Annotated in this window: 15 protein-coding genes; 2 read left to right on the forward strand and 13 right to left on the reverse strand. The window is 64.4% G+C overall.

Going from position 1 to position 17,507, the window contains the following annotated elements:
• Position 1: 1 nt before the first annotated feature.
• From AC522E_RS11940 to AC522E_RS11960, 5 genes are all read right to left on the reverse strand, one after another.
• The gene (locus tag AC522E_RS11940; protein ID WP_500746486.1) at positions 2 to 1,168 is read right to left on the reverse strand and encodes an ABC transporter ATP-binding protein; all 1,167 of its coding nucleotides are present in this window, start codon (positions 1,166 to 1,168) and stop codon (positions 2 to 4) included.
• Positions 1,169 to 1,328: 160 nt separating this feature from the next.
• The gene (locus AC522E_RS11945) at positions 1,329 to 1,841 is read right to left on the reverse strand and encodes an Hsp20/alpha crystallin family protein (RefSeq protein ID WP_500746487.1); all 513 of its coding nucleotides are present in this window, start codon (positions 1,839 to 1,841) and stop codon (positions 1,329 to 1,331) included.
• A gap of 62 nt (positions 1,842 to 1,903) precedes the next feature.
• Entirely contained in the window at positions 1,904 to 2,359 is a 456-nt protein-coding gene (locus AC522E_RS11950; protein ID WP_500746488.1) for an Hsp20 family protein, read from the reverse strand.
• Between the two features lie 182 nt (positions 2,360 to 2,541).
• Positions 2,542 to 4,137 (reverse strand): DHA2 family efflux MFS transporter permease subunit, encoded by a 1,596-nt coding sequence (locus AC522E_RS11955; protein ID WP_500746489.1) that lies wholly within the window; start codon positions 4,135 to 4,137, stop codon positions 2,542 to 2,544.
• A gap of 24 nt (positions 4,138 to 4,161) precedes the next feature.
• Positions 4,162 to 5,355, reverse strand: coding sequence for an HlyD family secretion protein (locus AC522E_RS11960; RefSeq protein WP_500746490.1), 1,194 nt, complete (start codon positions 5,353 to 5,355; stop codon positions 4,162 to 4,164).
• A 140-nt stretch (positions 5,356 to 5,495) separates the two neighbouring features.
• On the opposite strand from AC522E_RS11960, the gene AC522E_RS11965 reads away from it, so the two are divergent.
• The gene (locus AC522E_RS11965) at positions 5,496 to 6,155 is read left to right on the forward strand and encodes a TetR/AcrR family transcriptional regulator (protein WP_500746491.1); all 660 of its coding nucleotides are present in this window, start codon (positions 5,496 to 5,498) and stop codon (positions 6,153 to 6,155) included.
• A 36-nt stretch (positions 6,156 to 6,191) separates the two neighbouring features.
• Here the strand turns inward: AC522E_RS11965 and AC522E_RS11970 are convergent, their stop codons facing one another.
• The 4 genes from AC522E_RS11970 to AC522E_RS11985 form a co-directional block, all read right to left on the reverse strand.
• Positions 6,192 to 6,878, reverse strand: coding sequence for a Crp/Fnr family transcriptional regulator (locus AC522E_RS11970; protein ID WP_500746492.1), 687 nt, complete (start codon positions 6,876 to 6,878; stop codon positions 6,192 to 6,194).
• Positions 6,879 to 7,011: 133 nt separating this feature from the next.
• Positions 7,012 to 8,166, reverse strand: a complete 1,155-nt coding sequence (locus tag AC522E_RS11975; protein ID WP_500746493.1) for a DegT/DnrJ/EryC1/StrS family aminotransferase — start codon at positions 8,164 to 8,166, stop codon at positions 7,012 to 7,014.
• Positions 8,166 to 9,773 carry a Gfo/Idh/MocA family oxidoreductase gene (locus AC522E_RS11980; RefSeq protein WP_500746494.1) on the reverse strand — a complete coding sequence of 536 codons (1,608 nt, stop codon included), beginning with the start codon at positions 9,771 to 9,773 and terminating at the stop codon, positions 8,166 to 8,168. Before AC522E_RS11980 ends, AC522E_RS11975 begins: the two co-directional genes overlap by 1 nt.
• 40 nt (positions 9,774 to 9,813) lie before the next feature.
• Positions 9,814 to 11,178, reverse strand: a complete 1,365-nt coding sequence (locus tag AC522E_RS11985) for a nucleotide sugar dehydrogenase (RefSeq protein WP_500746495.1) — start codon at positions 11,176 to 11,178, stop codon at positions 9,814 to 9,816.
• Between the two features lie 245 nt (positions 11,179 to 11,423).
• Here AC522E_RS11985 and AC522E_RS11990 point away from each other — a divergent pair, with 245 nt between their 5' ends.
• A complete protein-coding gene (locus tag AC522E_RS11990) occupies positions 11,424 to 13,304 on the forward strand; it encodes an ABC-F family ATP-binding cassette domain-containing protein (protein ID WP_500746496.1) in 1,881 nt (626 codons plus the stop codon).
• A 78-nt stretch (positions 13,305 to 13,382) separates the two neighbouring features.
• Here the strand turns inward: AC522E_RS11990 and AC522E_RS11995 are convergent, their stop codons facing one another.
• From AC522E_RS11995 to AC522E_RS12010, 4 genes are all read right to left on the reverse strand, one after another.
• Positions 13,383 to 13,760, reverse strand: a complete 378-nt coding sequence (locus AC522E_RS11995) for a hypothetical protein (RefSeq protein ID WP_500746497.1) — start codon at positions 13,758 to 13,760, stop codon at positions 13,383 to 13,385.
• A gap of 7 nt (positions 13,761 to 13,767) precedes the next feature.
• Positions 13,768 to 15,327 carry a S10 family peptidase gene (locus tag AC522E_RS12000; RefSeq protein ID WP_500746498.1) on the reverse strand — a complete coding sequence of 520 codons (1,560 nt, stop codon included), beginning with the start codon at positions 15,325 to 15,327 and terminating at the stop codon, positions 13,768 to 13,770.
• A 66-nt stretch (positions 15,328 to 15,393) separates the two neighbouring features.
• Entirely contained in the window at positions 15,394 to 15,846 is a 453-nt protein-coding gene (locus AC522E_RS12005; protein WP_500746499.1) for a DNA polymerase III subunit chi, read from the reverse strand.
• Positions 15,847 to 15,904: 58 nt separating this feature from the next.
• The gene (locus AC522E_RS12010) at positions 15,905 to 17,395 is read right to left on the reverse strand and encodes a leucyl aminopeptidase (RefSeq protein WP_500746500.1); all 1,491 of its coding nucleotides are present in this window, start codon (positions 17,393 to 17,395) and stop codon (positions 15,905 to 15,907) included.
• Positions 17,396 to 17,507 lie beyond the last annotated feature (112 nt).

Below are 17,507 nucleotides of genomic sequence, written 5' to 3' on the forward strand. Positions count from 1 at the left end.
GCTATTCCGCCAGGATCACCGCCGCATCCGGCGCAAAGGTGACATGGACCTGCTCATCCCAATCGATGGGATTGTCCACGAAGCGGGACCGGTTGGCACGCGTGACGCGGATGATCGCCCCGGAACCGAGCTTCACCCGATAGACCGTCCAGTCGCCCAGATAGCCGATGTCCCAGACCTGGCCGCTGAGGACATTGACGGCGTCGGCGCCGGGCCGATCGCGCTGGATCACCATCTTCTCGGGCCTGACGGCGATCGCCACGGCCTGATCGGTATGAAGCACCTCATCCGGATCGTCGATGGTCAGCTGCGCGGATGCCTGGTTGGACTGAACCCGCCAGAGTCCCTGCTCCTGCCCCATGACGCGCCCCTCGAGAATGTTCACGTCGCCGACGAACTCGGCGATGAAGCGGCTCTTGGGCTGCTCGTAGATCTCGCCGGGGGTTGCGACCTGAACGATGCGCCCGTGATCCATGACCGCGATGCGGTCAGCCATGGTCATCGCCTCCTCCTGGTCGTGGGTCACGACGATGAAGGTCATGCCGAGTTCGTGCTGGATATCCATGAGCTCGAACTGGGTTTCCTCCCGGAGCTTCTTGTCGAGGGCGGCCAGCGGCTCGTCGAGGAGCAGCACCTTGGGACGCTTGGCGAGCGCCCGCGCCAGGGCAACGCGCTGGCGCTGTCCGCCGGACAGCTGGCCGGGCGACCGCTTGGCGAGCTTTTCCAACTGGACGAGGCGCAGCATCTCGCCGACCCGCGCTGCGATCTCACCCTTGGGAAGGCCATCCTGCTTCAGGCCGAAGGCGATGTTCTTCTCCACGTTCATATGCGGAAAAAGCGCATAGGACTGGAACATCATGTTCACCGGCCGCCGGTATGGCGGAACCCCTGCGAGGCTCTTCCCGGCCAGAGTGATGTTGCCTCCGCTCGGCTCCTCGAACCCGGCGATCATCCGCATGAGAGTGGTCTTCCCGCATCCGGATGGGCCCAGCAGGCAGAAGAACTCACCTTCGAAAATGTCCAGGGACAGATTGTCGACGGCCACGGCATCGCCGAAGCGCTTGGTGACGTTCTCGACGCGGATCAGAGGGATGACGCTGGGGTCCGACCAGGGCGCAAACGAGCGGCGCACCGCGCCCACGGAGGCTGACTTAAGGGGAGCAGGCAAGATTGTGACGTATCCGGCTTGAAACTCTGAGGGGACGGAGCCTGCAAACTAGGATGAACGTGCCACAAGAACAACAGCCGAAACCAGCGGCCCTGTGCGCCGGGTTCTCGAACGGATCCGGGCCTCGGGGGAAGGCTCCCGAGGCCCTAAGGTCAGTTCGTCAATGCTTGGTCGCGTCGGCCGAGTTGATGGCGATGCGCCTGACCTGCGAGGCGGCCTGAGGTGTCTTCGGCATCGTGACGGTCAGCAGCCCGTTCTTGAACGAAGCCTCGACCTTTTCTGCGTCGATCTCCCAGGCAATCGGAATCCGCCGTTCGAAGCGGCCGTAATAGCGCTCGCTGAAGGCCTTCTCCTTGTCTTCGGTCTCCGATTTCCGCTCGCCACGGATTGTCAGGACACCCTCGTTCATCAGCACTTCGACATCCTTCTCCTCGAGCCCGGGAAGCTCCGCCGTGATCCGGATATCCTTGTCGGACTCGACCACCTCCATGCTCGGCCATGCGCCGCCCATGCGCCCCGTGGTGCCGAGTGGGCTCCGGTCGAAGCCCCGCATGATGTCGTCGAAGAGCCGATTCATTTCGCGATGCAGGGTCATGAAGGGGTCGCCTTCATCGCGAGGGCGCCCGGAGGTCATCTGTTGACGGCCCCAAGGCATGAGATTGCGCATGTTCATGATATCCTCCTTTCCAGCTTATGCATCGCGCCGCGTGGCAACGGCCCTATCCGGGCCGAAGGCTACGCAGCCTTGTCGTGCTCGATAGGCTTGAGGGCGTCGCCTGTCGCGATCTGGATCCGGCGCGGCCTCATCGCCTCGGGCACCTCGCGCGTAAGGTCGATCGAGAGCAGGCCGTTTTCGAGCTGAGCGCCCGTCACGGTCACGTAATCCGCGAGATTGAATATCTGTCTGAAATCGCGCGTCGCAATTCCGCGATGCAGGTACTGCGAGCCCTCATCCTCCGGCTGCCTGTGCCCCGCGATCGTCAGGCTGTTCTCCAGATGGACGATTTCGATCTCCTCCGGCGCGAAGCCTGCGACGGCCATGACAATGCGATAACGATCGTCGCCGAGCTTCTCGACGTTGTAGGGCGGCCCGCTGGGCATGGCTTCCATGCGCGTCTGATCGAGCAGATCGAAGAGATGGTCGAATCCGACCGTGGAGCGATAGAGAGGGGAAAAATCAAAGCTTCTCATGACCATATCCTCCGTCGAGCAACATGGACTTGAGAGCGCCGGGACACCGCCGGCGCCCGATCCGCCAGGCTTAACTGAGCCCTGGCCCCTCATAGATGGGAAGCGAGGCGACAGCGGTCAAGGGAGTGGGACGGGGCACCCCTTCAGATCGCCGATGGGGCCGCCCGGATCCCCACCGGACGCTAGTGCCCTCCGCCGCCGCCCGGAGCACCCCGTGGCTTGTTGATGAAAGGCAGCACGAAAAGAAGCATGAGGAAGAGGAAAGTCAGGAGATAGAACACGTCCGCAAAGGACATCACCATCGCCTGCTGCCGGACCATCTTGGTCATGGTCTTGAGAGCCGCAGCACCGGCGTCGGATCCGAGGCTGTGGTAGCTCCGGGTCATGGCGTCCAGGGTCTCGACGGCTGCCGAGCGGGCCCAGTTGACGCTGTCATGCAACCGCTGGAGGTGCAGGTCCAGACGATTGTTGAGGATCGTGTTGATCAGCGCCAGCCCGACCGCGCCACCGAGATTGCGGGTCAGGTTGTAGAGGCCGGATGCGTTCTTCATCCGCTCGGGAGGAAGCGTGCCGAGAGCGATGTTGTTGATGGGCACCATGCAGATCATCAGGCCGATGCCACGCAGAACCTGCGGGACGAACAGTTCCCAGAAATCCCAGTCCTTCGTCAGGCCGGTAATGAGCCACGTGCCGAGGGCGAACGACCCGAAACCGATCGCCATCATCACCCGCGGATCGAGCACTCGCGACAGCCGGCCGGCAATGGGAGCCGTCATGAACATGAACGCGCCGGACACGAACATCGTCTCGCCGATCTGCAGGGACGAGTAGCCTCGCACCCGCGCGAGATAGAGCGGGTAAAGATAGGTCAGGCCGTAGAGCCCGATGCCCATGACGAAGCTGAACGAGGAGCCCGCCAGGAAGTTTCGATCGGAGAAGGCGCGCAGGTCGACGATTGGCTCCTTCGCAGTGAACGCCTGATAGAAGAACCCGACCGCGCCGACCACACACACAACCGTCAGAATGGCGACGGCCTCGTCCTGAAACCAGTCGTTGTTCGGCCCCTCCTCCAGCACATATTCCAGGGCCCCCAGGAAGGCGGCCATGAAGCCCAGCCCCGCCCAGTCGAAGGATTTGAAGAGCTCGAGATCCGGCTCGTCGAAATCGACCAGAAGATAGGTCGAGATGGTGACGAAGATGCCGGGAACGATGTTGACCAGGAACAGCCAGTGCCAGGAGAACAGCTCCGTGAGATAGCCACCGATGGTGGGGCCGACCGTGGGCGCCAGGGTCGCGACGAGGCCGATGATCGGCGAGATCACCGGGCGCTTCTCCGGAGGGAAAATCGTAAAGGCCGAAGCGAAGACCGTCGGAATCATGCCGCCGCCGATGAAGCCCTGAAGCGCGCGCCACACGATCATCTCGTTGATTGACGACGACATGGCGCACATGAAGCTCATGAGCGTGAAGCCGCTGGCGGAGATCACGAACATCCAGCGTGTCGAAAGCACGCGGGACAGGGTTCCCGACAGGGGAATCATGATCACTTCCGCGATCAGGTAGCTGGTCTGCACCCAGGAAATCTCGTCCGCCGACGCGGACAGGCCCGCCTGGATCTCGGAGAGCGATGCCGAGACGATCTGGATGTCCAGGATCGCCATGAACATGCCGAAGACCATGCAGAAGAACGCGAAGGTCCGGCGCCGGTCGAGCGGCGCCGACGTCGCGGCTGGCGCGGGAGCCGACGGCTTACCGGCGATGGCGGCGGTTGCGGCCATGGTGCTGTCGCCTTTCGCTGGAGGTCAGCGCTGCGCTGTCTTCGCGCCCCGCTCGCTCTCGCGGGTATCCACGTTCACGACGACCGACAGGCCCGGACGCAGCATGCCCTTCTGCGCGGCATCCTCGCCAAAGGCGATGCGCACGGGCACCCGCTGAACGATCTTGGTGAAATTGCCGGTGGCATTTTCCGGAGGCAGCAGGCTGAACACAGCGCCGGAGGCCGGCGCAACGCTCTCGACGGTGCCGACGATGTCCGCATTCGGGAAGGCATCGACCTCCACATGGACTTTCTGTCCCGGCTTCAGCGCGGCAAGCTGGGTTTCCTTGAAATTGGCATCCACATGAACGCTGGAGAGCGGCACGAGCGCGGCAAGCCGTGCTCCCGGCTGAACGAAGGTTCCAACCTCGACGGCCTTGTTGCCGATCACGCCATCGATGGGCGCGCGGATTTCCGTGAAGGACAGGTCGCGCTCGGCCTTCTCGACGGCGGTCTGCTGCTCGGCGGAGACACGCTGCGCCTCGACCTGCTGAGCGGACAGGACCGCCACATTGGCCTGCGCGAGCGAAAGGGCGGCCTGGGCGCTGCGTACATTCGCGGCGGCCCGGTCCCGCTCTGCCCTGGCGGTCTCGAAGGTGGCTTTGCTGGCATAGTTGGATTGCGCGAGCTGCTGCTGGCGCGAGAAATCACCCTCCGTGCGCTCCGCATCGGCCTTTGCGGCCGCGACCTGGGCTTCCGCCTGCTCGACAGATGCCTTGGCCGCCTCGATCTGGCGTCCGATGCGGGTCACGGCGCTCTGCTGGGTCGCGAGCTTGTCCTGGGCCGATTGCAGGGCCAGGCGATAATCGCCATCATCGATTTTGGCGATCAGGTCCCCGGCCTTGACGCTCTGGTTGTTGGCGACGGCGACGGAGGCCACATAGCCGGAAATCTTGGCAGACAGGATGGTGATGTCGGCCTGGACATAAGCATCGTCCGTCGACACCATGAAACGGCCCGTCTCCCACCACTGATAGCCCTCGTACCCGCCGAACCCGAAGGCTGCGAGGAGGATGGCGAGGACGATCGGCTTCTTCCCGAGCCGGGCCCTGCCCCGTCCCTTCGGATTTTCCGAAGGCGAGGCCCCGTCGCCACGGGGCGCTTGCGCGGTGTAGGAGGAATTGTCCGGCTTGGAGGGACCTTCGCCCTTGGAACGGTTATCTTCGTCGCGATATGCCATTAGGATCAAGCTTTCGAAGCGGAGCGCCGCGTGCCCTTTGCCGCAGGACTGCGCACTGGAATCTCTCCGCGGGAGCCTCTATATGGATTGACTGAACGGTTCGGTCAATGGCAAAGCGGTTGGGAGGTGACAAAACGCACATGAGCAATCTCGATACAGCGCTGGAACATCCCGTCCTGGACGACGGTGGGGACAGCGCCAAGCGCCGGCAGATCATCGAAGGAGCCCGGCAGGTCTTCCTGGCCGAGGGCTTCGACGGCGCAAGCATGGGTGAGATCGCCAAGGCCGCCGGGGTGTCCAAGGGAACCCTTTACGTCTACTTCAGCAGCAAGGAGGCGCTCTTCGCAGCCCTCACGATCGAAAAGAAGAAGAGCCTGGCCGAGGCCATGTTCCAGATCGATGTGGATAACCCCGACGTCAGGGCTGTCCTCGCACGTCTTGGCAGCAGTTTCCTCAGCCATATCGGCGAGCCCGAGCATATCTCGGCGGTTCGCATGATCATCGGCGCTGCGAACAAGCTCCCCGAACTCGGCCAGATGTTCTATGAGGCCGGCCCCTGCCAGGGGATAGCGCGGCTAAAGAGCTATCTCGACCGGCAGGTCGAGGCGGGGCGCCTCGACATCGAGGATACCGGCGTCGCGGCGCAGCATTTTCTGGATCTCATCCAGTCGTCCGTGATGCGCCGCCTTCTCTTCGCCGTCGGGGCCCGCCCGACCGAGGAGGAAATCAGGAAGAATGTCGCCAATGCCCTGCGGGTCTTCTTCGCAGCATACGGGCGAAACGAGTCTCCGGACGTTTGAGGCGCCTGTCGGGCTGTCCTCGCGTCTGTCCGGTTATCAGGCGTCCTCGCGAAGCGCCTCCGCCACGCGGGCCCTGAGAACCTCCGGCTGGCGCAGGATCAGGGCGCCACGGGTGCGCTCGATCAGGCCCTCCTGGGTCATCATGGTGAATTCCCGGGTGACCTGCTCCCGGCGGCAGCCGATCCGCGCCGCCATGATATGGTGGAAGGGCGGCGGCGTGATCACCCGCTCCCCATGGTTGTCGGACCGGGGAATGGAGAGGCGCAGGAGCTCGGAATAGAGCCGATGCCTCAGATCGAGGACGGTCTGCTCGACAAAGCGGGCGTTGAGTTCCCGGATCCGCGACGCCATGAGGGTGAACAGACGCCCTGCGACCTTGGTATGCGCGAAAATGAGCTCCCGGAACACGGCAGCGGGCATGACGCAGGCCTCACCTTTCGTCAGTGCCGTCACATTGGCGGAGCGCTTGATCCCGTCCAGGGCCGCCAGCTCGCCGAAGAGCTCGCCGGGTTTCATTTCGTCGAGAATGACTTCCTTGCCCGACGCCGTGCGCATGAGAACCCGCACCTCACCCGAAAGAAGGAAGTACACGTCCGTGGACAGGTCGTCGAAATCGACCAGGATCTCCTCCGGGTCGAAGCGACGCCAGTTCGCCCGCGCCTCGTAAGGTGCGAGATCGAGTCCCAAATCCTTGAAGAGCTGAACGCCGGAAAGCCGCGTCATTATCCATCCCCTCACCGACCATTCCGCTTTCATAGCAGCAACTTAAGGTCAAGCTAGGGTCAAATAACATTACGTCAAACAAAAAGGGCCGGGTTGTGACCCGGCCCTTTTTTGCAGAATGGCTTGTGCGCGCCTACTCGGCGGCAACCTTGCGCTGCTTCACGAGGGCGTCCTTGACCGCGGCGATGATGCGGTCCTGCACCTCTTCCGCAAGGTAAGGATGCATGGGCAGGCTCACGACTTCCGCCGCGAGGCGCTCGGACACGGGCAGGCCGTTGCCGGCAACCGGATAGCCCTTGTAGGCCGTCTGCTGGTGCAGGGGCCTCGGGTAATAGACCGCAGTGGGGACTCCGGCGGCCTTCAGATCGGCCTGGAACTGCTCGCGGTTGAAGCCGGCCATGCGCAGGGTGTACTGCGCCCAGACCGAGGTGTAGCCCTCGGGAACTTCCGGAACGACGGCCACGTCGCGCAGATTGTCGTTGTAATACTTCGCGACGCGGTTGCGCGCCTCGATCTCGCTGGCGAAAATCTTGAGCTTCTCGATGAGAACGGCGGCCTGCATCGTGTCGAGACGGCCGTTCACGCCGATGCGGACGTTGTCATACTTCTCCGTGCCCGAGCCGTGGACGCGGATCGACCGCAGCACGGCGGCGAGTTCATCGTCATTGGTGAAGATGGCACCACCATCGCCGTAGCAGCCGAGAGGCTTGGCGGGAAAGAAGCTGGTCGTGGTGACATCCCCGATCGTGCCGACCTTGCGGCCCTTGTACGAAGCGCCGAAGCTCTGGGCGGCATCGCACATCAGCCAGAGGCCCTCGCGCTTGCAGAATTCCTCGATCGGCGCGTAATCGGCAGGCTGGCCGAACAGGTCGACCGGGATGACGCCGACCGGGTTGAGGTTCAGCTTCCTGGCGGTTTTGAGGCCGGCCTCGAGACTCACGATGTCGAGGTTGAAGGTGTCCTCGAGAACATCCACGAAGATCGGCGTGGCGCCGACCCAGGCCACCACTTCCGCCGTCGCGGCGAAGGTGAAGCTCGGGCAGAGCACGGCGTCGCCCTGCTTCACGCCCTTGGCCATCAGCACCATGGCAAGAGCATCGGTGCCATTGGCGCAGGAGATCACATGCTTCGCGCCGCAGAAGGCTGAGAGGTCGGCTTCGAGCGTCTTGACCTCGGGGCCCATGATGTAGCCACCGTGATTGACCACCCGCAGGATGGCTTCGTCCATGGCGGAGCCGATGCGGTTGCGCTGGGCAGCCAGGTCGATGAAGGCAATCGGTTCCGACATCACGCAATCTCCTCAAGTGTGTGGGGGCCGGTTTCGCGGTAGCGGCGGCCGGTTTCAGGACAGACGAGATCGGGACCGAGCTTGGCGCCCGCGTGGCTCATCCAGCCGATGCGCTTGGCGGGAACGCCCGCCATGAGTGCGAATGCAGGGACGTCCTTGGCGACGACGGCTCCCGCGGCAATGAACGAATACTCGCCAAGGGTGTGGCCGCAGACGACCGTGGCATTGGCGCCGATGGACGCGCCGCGCTTCACCAGCGTCGGGCGATACTCCGATTTCCGGGCAATCTCCGAACGTGGATTGTTCACGTTGGTGAAGACGCAGGACGGGCCGCAGAACACGCCGTCCTCGAGGGTCACGCCCTCATAGACCGAGACGTTGTTCTGGATCTTGACGTTGTTGCCGACCGTCACCTTCGGTCCGATGACGACGTTCTGGCCGATATTGACGTTCTTGCCGAGGCTGACATTGCCGAGAACGTGGCTGAAGTGCCAGATCTTGGACCCCTCCCCGATCTCGACGCCGGCATCAACATAAGCCGATTCATGGATCGTCACGCCTGGATAGTCCTTCGCGACGCGCGGCTTGGCTCCATTGACCGGCGAAGCGACCGCTGCCTGGGAACCGTTGCCACGGGCCTGACGCAGCGATTCCGCTGCACGGGAAAGCACGGTGAGGACGCGCAGGCCCTCGCGGCCGTCGGTCCGGGGCGTGGCGCCGGTGCGGACGCAATCGATGAAATGCAGACATTCCTGCTTCAGGGGCTCGTCCTGGGGAACGCTGACCGGGATGGCATCCGCCTTGACCGGCACGGGCATGTTGTCTTTCCACTCCACCTTGTGCGGATAGAGCAGAAGCTTGCGATCCCATGCCTCGCCGTCGTCGAACACGGCCATGGCCTCGGAGCCCACGACAACGAGCTTCTGCTCCTTGAAGGGATGGAGCCAGGACACGAAAACATGCGCCCGCTCCCCGCCCGGGAAGGCGAGATGGGTGGTGGTCACATCCGCAATGGCATCGTGCAGATAATATCCGCCGACGGCCTCCACCTTCTCCGGCTCGGCCCCGAAGAGCGACAGGATCATGGAAAGGTCATGCGGGGCGAAGGACCAAAGAATATCCTCCTCGCGACGGATCTTTCCGAGATTCAGGCGGTTCGAATACACGTATTGCAGCCGCCCGAGCTTGCCTTCGCGCACGAGGGTCTTCAGCTCGAGGAAGATCGGATGGTACTGCAGCAGATGGCCGACCATCAGGCGCCGGTCCAGCCGCTCCGCCAAGGCGCAGAGTTCCTTGGCCTCATCCACCTCGAGCGACAGCGGCTTCTCGACGAAGACGTGCTTGCCCGCCAGCAGCGCCTGCTTGGCCAGCTTGTAGTGCAGGGCGGCAGGCGCCGCGATGGCGACGGCGTGGATGCCGGGATCCGCCAGCGCCGCCTCGAAGCCGAGAGAGCGTCCCCCATGCTTGGCGATGAGCGCCTCGACGGTCGGCTGATGGGCATCGACCAGGGCCTCCAGCGCACCGATCTCCGCGAAGTTGCGAACCAGGTTCTTGCCCCAATAGCCGCAACCGACAACCGCTACCCGTACATCGCTGACCATGGTCATGCGTCCCTATCCGTTCTTCTTACCTTGCTGTCTGACGCGATCAGGCCTTGATGACCCGACCTTCCGGAATACCGGCGCGGGCACAGGCATTGCGCGTGTCCACGACCACTTTCGCGTGATCCACGACCAGCTTGTAGTCGACATTGTCGTGATCCGTGGCGATGAGTACCGCGTCGTAGCCGGCGAGCGTCTTCGCATCGAGGGCGGTGGACTTGCGGCCCGCCAGATCCGCATGCTCGCGGGTCATCGGGATCACGGGAATGAAGGGGTCGTAATAGTCCACATGGGCGCCGCGGGCCTCGATGAGCTCGATGAGCTTCAGGGACGGGCTTTCCCGCATGTCGTCGACATTCTTCTTGTAGGCAATGCCGAGCATGAGGACCTTCGCACCCGTGAAGGCCTTGCCGCTCCGGTCAACGGCTTCCGCGAGCTTGTTGACCACGTAATAGGGCATGCGGGTGTTGATCTGGCCGGCGAGCTCGATGAAGCGGGTCGCGATGTCGTACTCGCGGGCCTTCCAGGTCAGGTAGAAGGGATCGATCGGGATGCAGTGTCCGCCGAGGCCGGGGCCCGGATAGAAGGGCATGAAGCCGAACGGCTTGGTCTTTGCCGCGTCGATGACCTCCCAGACGTCGATGCCCATGGCGGCATAGACCACCTTGAGCTCGTTCACGAGTGCGATGTTGACGGCGCGGAAGATGTTCTCGGTGAGCTTCACCGCTTCGGCGGTCGCGGCGGAGGAGACGGGGACCGTCTTGACGATGAGCTGGCTGTAGAGGGCCTCGGCCAGGGCCAGGGCATCGGCGCCGTCACCGCCGACGACCTTCGGAATGGTCGAGGTGCCGAAATCGGGATTGCCCGGGTCCTCGCGCTCGGGAGAAAAGGCCAGGAAAAAGTCGGTCCCGCTCTTGAGGCCGGTCGCCTCGAAGATCGGCTTGATCACCTCGTCCGTCGTGCCGGGATAAGTCGTGGATTCCAGGACGACCAGCTGTCCCTTGCGGAGTCGTGGTGCAATGGCGCGGGCGGTATTCTCCACATAGGAGAGATCGGGCTCCCGATGCTTGGTCAGGGGGGTCGGGACGGCGATGAGGATGGCGTCCGGTTCATTCAGGCGATCAAAGTCGGCGGTGGCCTGGAATTTGCCGCTCTTGACCGCGTCGGCGATGATCTCCGCGGGGATATGCTTGATGAAGCTCTCGCCGCGATTGAGCCTGTCGACCCGCGGCGCATCGATGTCGAAGCCGACGACGTCAAAGCCGGCCTTCGTCGCCGCCAGCGCCAAGGGAATTCCCACATAGCCAAGGCCGACGATGCCGATTCGGGCCTTGCGGGCCTTGAAGCTTGCGAGCAGCTCGGCAACGTTCACGGGCGCCGCATCGGTCTTCACCGCGCGATTTGCATGCATTTTCAGGCTCCTGACAACCCCTTCGCAGCCCAGAACCCGCCGAATCGATACAATCCGCCGAAGGCGGTGCGAGCTGAGGCCGCGTCATTATTTTCGGCGTGTCTGTGATGGCATTACCCAGCAAAGTCAAGTGAAAGCCACGGCGGCGCTTGATCGTGGAGGCATTGTCGCCATGGGGATCCGGCGGCCCGTCCTCGTCGTCCTTCCGCCTTGCCTTGGGCGCATCCTCGGGCCAAAAGGCGCCTATGCTTCACGTCAACGACCTGACCTATCGCATTGGCGACCGGATCATCCTCGACCGGGCCTCCTTCGCCCTGCCCACGGGCAGCAAGGTTGGCCTCGTGGGACGCAATGGCGCAGGCAAGACAACGCTCTTCCGGATCATCCAGGGTGAGATTGCCCCGGAAAGCGGGGAAATCTCCCTTCCCCGGGGCGTCCGGATCGGCGCTGTGGCACAGGAAGCGCCTGGGGGACCGGAGAGCCTGATCGAAGTCGTGCTGGCGGCGGACAGGGAGCGCACCGCCCTCCTTGCGGAGGCGGAGACGGCCGAGGGACTGAGGCGGGCCGAGATCGAAACCAGACTGATGGATATCGACGCCTATTCCGCCCCGGCCCGGGCGGCGGCGATCCTCCACGGCCTGGGGTTCGATGCCGCAGCGCAGAGCCGACCCTGTTCTTCATTCTCGGGCGGCTGGCGCATGCGCGTGGCCCTCGCCGCGGTCCTGTTTGCCGCTCCGGACCTGCTTCTCCTCGACGAACCGACCAACTACCTGGATCTCGAGGGCACGCTCTGGCTCTACGACTACCTCGGGCGCTATCCGCATACGGTTCTCGTCATCAGCCACGACCGGGAACTGCTCGACACCTCCGTCAACCACATCCTCCATCTCGACCAGGGCAAGCTCTCGATCTATCGCGGCGGCTATTCCTCCTTCGCGAAGCAGCTGGCCGAGAAGCGCGAGCTGACGGCCAAGATGAAGGCGAAGCAGGACGCCGAGCGCAAGCATCTCCAATCCTTCATCGATCGCTTCAAGGCCAAGGCGTCCAAGGCCCGCCAAGCGCAGTCCCGCGTTAAGAGGCTCGCGAAGCTCGAACCGGTGACAACCATCGTCGAGGATGGGGTCCTTCCCTTCGATCTGCCGGGCCCGGAGCGTCCCATCGCTCCTCCGCTCATCGCCGTCGAGGGCGTTGCCGTCGGCTATGGAGACCGTACCATCCTCGACCGGCTGAATCTCACGATCCAGCCGGACGACCGCATCGCCCTCCTCGGTGCCAACGGCAATGGAAAGTCGACCTTCTGCAAGCTCGTGGGCGGAAGGCTGCCGCCTCTGAAGGGCGACATCCGCTGGCCGGGCAAGATGGAAGTCGCCTATTTCGCACAGCACCAGGTGGACGAACTGAATCCGTCAGCAACTGCATTCCAGCATGTCGCGGCACTCATGCCCGACGCCCCGGTCGCGAAGGCCCGTGCCCGAACGGCACGTTTCGGATTCCCGGGCGCCAAGGCGGATACGCCGGTCTCCGCCCTCTCGGGCGGGGAGAAGGCGCGGCTTCTCATGGGACTGGCGGCGTTTCACAGCCCCCACCTGCTCATTCTCGACGAACCGACGAACCATCTCGACATCGACAGCCGCACGGCCCTGATGGAAGCGATCAACGATTACACGGGCGCCGTCATTCTCGTCAGCCACGACCGCTTCCTGATCGAGGCCTGCGCCGACCGGCTTTGGATCGTCGGCAACGGCACCGTGAAGCCCTTCGACGGCGACATGGACGATTACCGCCAGATCGTCCTGTCCGGAGACCTCGAGCCGGACAAGCGCGAGGACAGGACTCAGGCCGCCACGACCTCCCGCACCGACGAGCGCCGGGCGGCCGCCGAGCGCCGGGTGGCGTTGGCGCCCCTGCGCAAGAAGCTCGACACTCTCGAATCCAGGATGGCGAAGCTCGCCGATGTCATCGGCAAGGTCGATGCGGCGCTCGCCGACGGGACCGCGTTTCAGAAGGACGCGGCAAAGGCCACGGAACTGTCCAGGATGCGCGCGGAAGCGGCGGAGACCCTCGCCTCCGTCGAGGAGGAATGGCTCGCGGTCAGCAGCGAAATCGAGACAGCGTCAGTCTCGTAACCCCGTCATCCCGGGGTCGGGCTTCCCCTGCCGGCAATCCGGCATGACGGGACGTACCACGGACGATGCTGGCGGGATCTACTTCACCATCCGGTCGAGCCGGTTGTTGACGAAGAAATAGAGCTCCCGACCACCGGGTTCGGAATAGAGCACCTGCACCTCGCGCTGTCCCTTGCCGCTCTCGCCGACGAGAACGTCGGTCGGCACCTTCCCTTTGAGGCGCACGAGATCGCATTCGCCGATGCCGGGCTCGATGGCTGTCGCAATGCCCGGAGCGCTGCCCTGGCATTGCCCATCGGGGCCGAGGACGGGGCCGGAATAGGCCGAGGCTGCCGGCATCGCCGAAGCGGCGGCCTGCGGTGCCGCAGCCATTGTCGGAGCTTCGGTCCGGCTGCTGTTGCAGGCCGCCAGCCCGACGGCGGCGACGGCAAGCGTAGAGACAAGCGATATGCGCATGCTGTGTTCAGTCCCTTTTGACGGCGTCCCGCGCCTGCAACGCCTTCTCGAAAAGCGCCTGCACATCGCTCCTGAAGGCCTGCCGCGATCCGTTGCGCGAATAGAACATGTGGCCGCCGTCGTAAACCTTCAGCGCCAACCGCCGCTCGGGGCCGAGATCGGGAATCTGGTTGAGCTGCAGCTGGCTCGCGAAATAAGGCGTGACGAGATCGGTGAAGCCGTGGACGACGAGGACGCGCATTGCGCCGTCGAGCGCCATCGCACTCCGCAGTTCCTCTGTGTTCTCGGGCGAATTGCGACCGCTCCCCCAGCGCCAGGCGCGGTTCACGTTTTCGTTCAGAAGGTAGTAACGCCCTTCCGCCCTGTAGTTCAGGGTCCGGGTCAGATGATCGATCATCGCGCTCGTCAGCGGCGCTGTCATCGCCGCCAGGACCGGATCCTCGAAGCGCGAGACATTGGCATGCGGCTCCGGATCCGCCGTCGCGATGTTGGCATCGTAGGCGCTGACGACCTCATTGGATGGGCGCCGGGCCTCCCGCTGGAATGTGCGCGCATCGATTCGCCCCGCAAGGCGCCGCGTGAGGTCGGGACTGAGTCCCGTCAGATCGGCCACGCGCCGGCTCACGCGGTCGACGGCCTCCCTGTCCTGGAGTCCACGCATGAGATCGGTCAGATACTCGCCCGAGGCATAGCGCTCGGCCTCCTGGAGCGCATCCCGCGTGACGGGTCCGCGCCGGGCGAGCGAGGCCGCCGCGAGCGAGGGTAGCAGTCCCGCCTCCGTCCACGGCGCGCCCGCGCGCTGATCGAGCCAGCCGAAATCGAGAACCGGCGATACGAGCACGAGCCCGCTGAAACCGATCCCCTGGTCGTTTTGCAGCTTCTGGGCGAGCATGGGTCCGCGGAAGCCGCCATAGCTCTCGCCGACGAAGAACTTCGGAGACTGCAACCGGTTCTTTTCCTTCAGCCAGCGCATGACGACGGCCGCGAGACCATCGATGTCGCCCTGGACGGAATAGAAGCGCTCGCGCACCTGATCGCCGCCCAGGACGCGGCTATAGCCCGTCCCTGGAGGATCGATGAAGACGAGGTCGGTGAAGTCGAGCCAGGTCTCCGCGTTCGGCACGAGGGCGGGTGGAGCGGAAGGGCTGATCGTCGGACCATCGAGAGCGAGCCGCCAGGGACCGATCGCCAGCAGGTTCAGATACGCCGACGATGCTCCGGGACCACCGTTCACCGCAAACGTCACCGGCCGTGCCGCGGGATCCGCATCGTCCTGGGTATAGGCCACGAAGCCGATCTCCGCCTGAGGGACTCCCTGTGGATCGGCGAGGGTCAGGCTCCCCGCCGTCGCCGTCAGGCGAAGGGCCCGGCCGGGCAGCTCGATCGTATGCTGGGTGACGGAGGCGGGCGGAAGGCGCTGCGCGTCTCCGGCTGAACGCTGGCGCTGCTCCTGTTGCGCCTGCTCCCGGCCCTCCTGCCCTGCCCGCTCCTGGGCCAGCAACATGGGAGAGCCCAGCAGGGACAGGCAGAGGGCGGCCAGCAGAGAAATGCGCGTCTGTCGGTTCATCTTGGTCATCCTTGCGGCGTTGGTGAAACGGAGCAGGCGATCCTCCGTTCCTGGCGGTTCCGGACCTCAGGCTTTCCTCTGCCAGCGTCCGCGCTCGTCCTGTTGCCAATAGGTCGCGTCATGCCCGCCCTCCTTCACGGCACGCCACTGATCGCGCGCCAGGGCCAAAGCCTGGACATCGTTCCCGTCGAAGAGAATGACGATCCGCTGATAGGCGGAGAGATCCTCCGGCAGGCCCGCCCCCTCGACGAGGAAGCGGATCGAGGCGCCGTTGGGATTGCCTTCGCTCATGGTGATCAGCACGGGCTGGTCCGCGGCATGAGCCTCGCGGTCGGTGCCATGCGGCAGGAAGCCCTCGTCCGTGAAGGTCCACAAGTGATCGTCGAGAGCGGACAGGCGTTCCTCCGTCGTCACCTGCACGATGGCGCGCCAATCCCGCTCCAGCGATTTCTGGAGCAGGGTCGGCAGCACCGCCTCGAGGGGCTGCTGCTGGAGGTGGTAGAAAAGGACTTCCGTCATGGAGACCCGCACGTCTCGGCGAAGAGATGTCGGAAGTCCCTTTCCAGCATGGTCATCCTCAGCCCTCGTAGTGATCCCGCACGAGACGGTCGAGCAGCCGCACGCCCCAGCCGGAGCTCCAGCCCTTGTTGGTTTCCGTCTGGGGCGAGCCCATGGCTGTTCCTGCGATGTCGAGATGGGCCCAGGGAACATCGTTGACGAACTTCTCGAGAAGAGCGGCCGCCGTGCTCGAACCGCCGTGACGGCCAGCGGAGTTCTTCATGTCGGCGAATTTCGACTCGATCATCTTGTCGAATTCCGGGCCCAGCGGCATGCGCCACACGCGCTCGCCGGTCGCCTGCCCCGCCGCCGCGATGCGCTGGGCCAGTTCGTCGTTGTTGGAGAAGAGGCCCGCATATTCCTGAGCCAGGGCCACAAGGATGGCGCCGGTCAGGGTCGCAAGATCGATCATGAACTTCGGCTTGAACCGGTCCTGCACGTACCAGAGCACGTCGGCGAGAACGAGGCGGCCTTCCGCGTCGGTGTTGATGATTTCGATGGTCTGGCCCGACATGGTGGTGACGATATCGCCGGGGCGCTGGGCGCTGCCGTCCGGCATGTTCTCGACGAGACCGATGGCGCCGACCACGTTCGCCTTCGCCTTGCGGCTCGCCAGGGCATGCATGAGGCCGACGACGCAGGCTGCCCCGGCCATGTCCCCCTTCATGTCCTCCATGCCGCCGCCGGGCTTGATCGAGATGCCGCCCGAATCGAAGACCACACCCTTGCCGATGAAGGCGATGGGCTGGGCGCCGGCCCTGGCCCCGTTCCAGCGCATGATGGCGACGCGGCTTCCCCGGGTCGAGCCCTGCCCGACACCGAGAAGCGCCCGCATGCCGAGCTTCTGCATGGCTTTCTCATCGAGGATCTCGACCTCGACCCCGAGCTTGGTGAGAGCCTCGGCCCGGGCAGCGAACTCCTTCGGGCCGAGAACGTTCGGCGGCTCGTTGACGAGGTCGCGCGCGAGCGTGACGCCGGTCGCGATTCCGTCGGCGGCCTTGTACGCCTTCTTCGCCGCCGCCGGATCCGCAACGGACAGGACGAAGCGGCCCGTGCCGTTCGGCTTGGACTCGTCCTTCTTCGTCTTGTACCGGTCGAAGCTGTAGCGGCGCAGCCGGACCCCGAGCGCCATATTGGCGATTCCCTCGGGAGTCGACGCGACGCCGGGGAGATCCACCACGATCGTGGCGGACTTCGCCGAGACCTTGCCGGCGACCAGCCCGCCGAGTTGGGCCCAGTCCAGGCTCGCCCGGTCCTTTTCGCCGCCAATGCCCACGACGACGAGCCGGTCGGCCGAGAGGGCCGCGGGCGCGGCGATGGTCATGGCGGTCTTTGCCTTCCCCTTGAAGCTCTCGACCGCGGCCACCTTCGCGATCAGGTCGACCGTCTTCTGGCCCAGTTGCTTGGCAACAGCCGGGGACGGCTTGAGGTTCTCGCCCACGAACACGACGACGTCCCCGCCCTCCACGGCGCCGGGAGCCTGAAAATCGATCTTGATGCTGTCGGCCATGAAATCCTCTTGAACCTGTCCATTGCGGAACCGAGCCGGCGGGCCCGGCTGCGACCTTTTGGTGGCATATAGCAATTCACCCGCGGGATCACGCAGCATTGCCGCGAAAGCG

Source organism: Microvirga sp. BF8 (genome assembly GCF_059888585.1).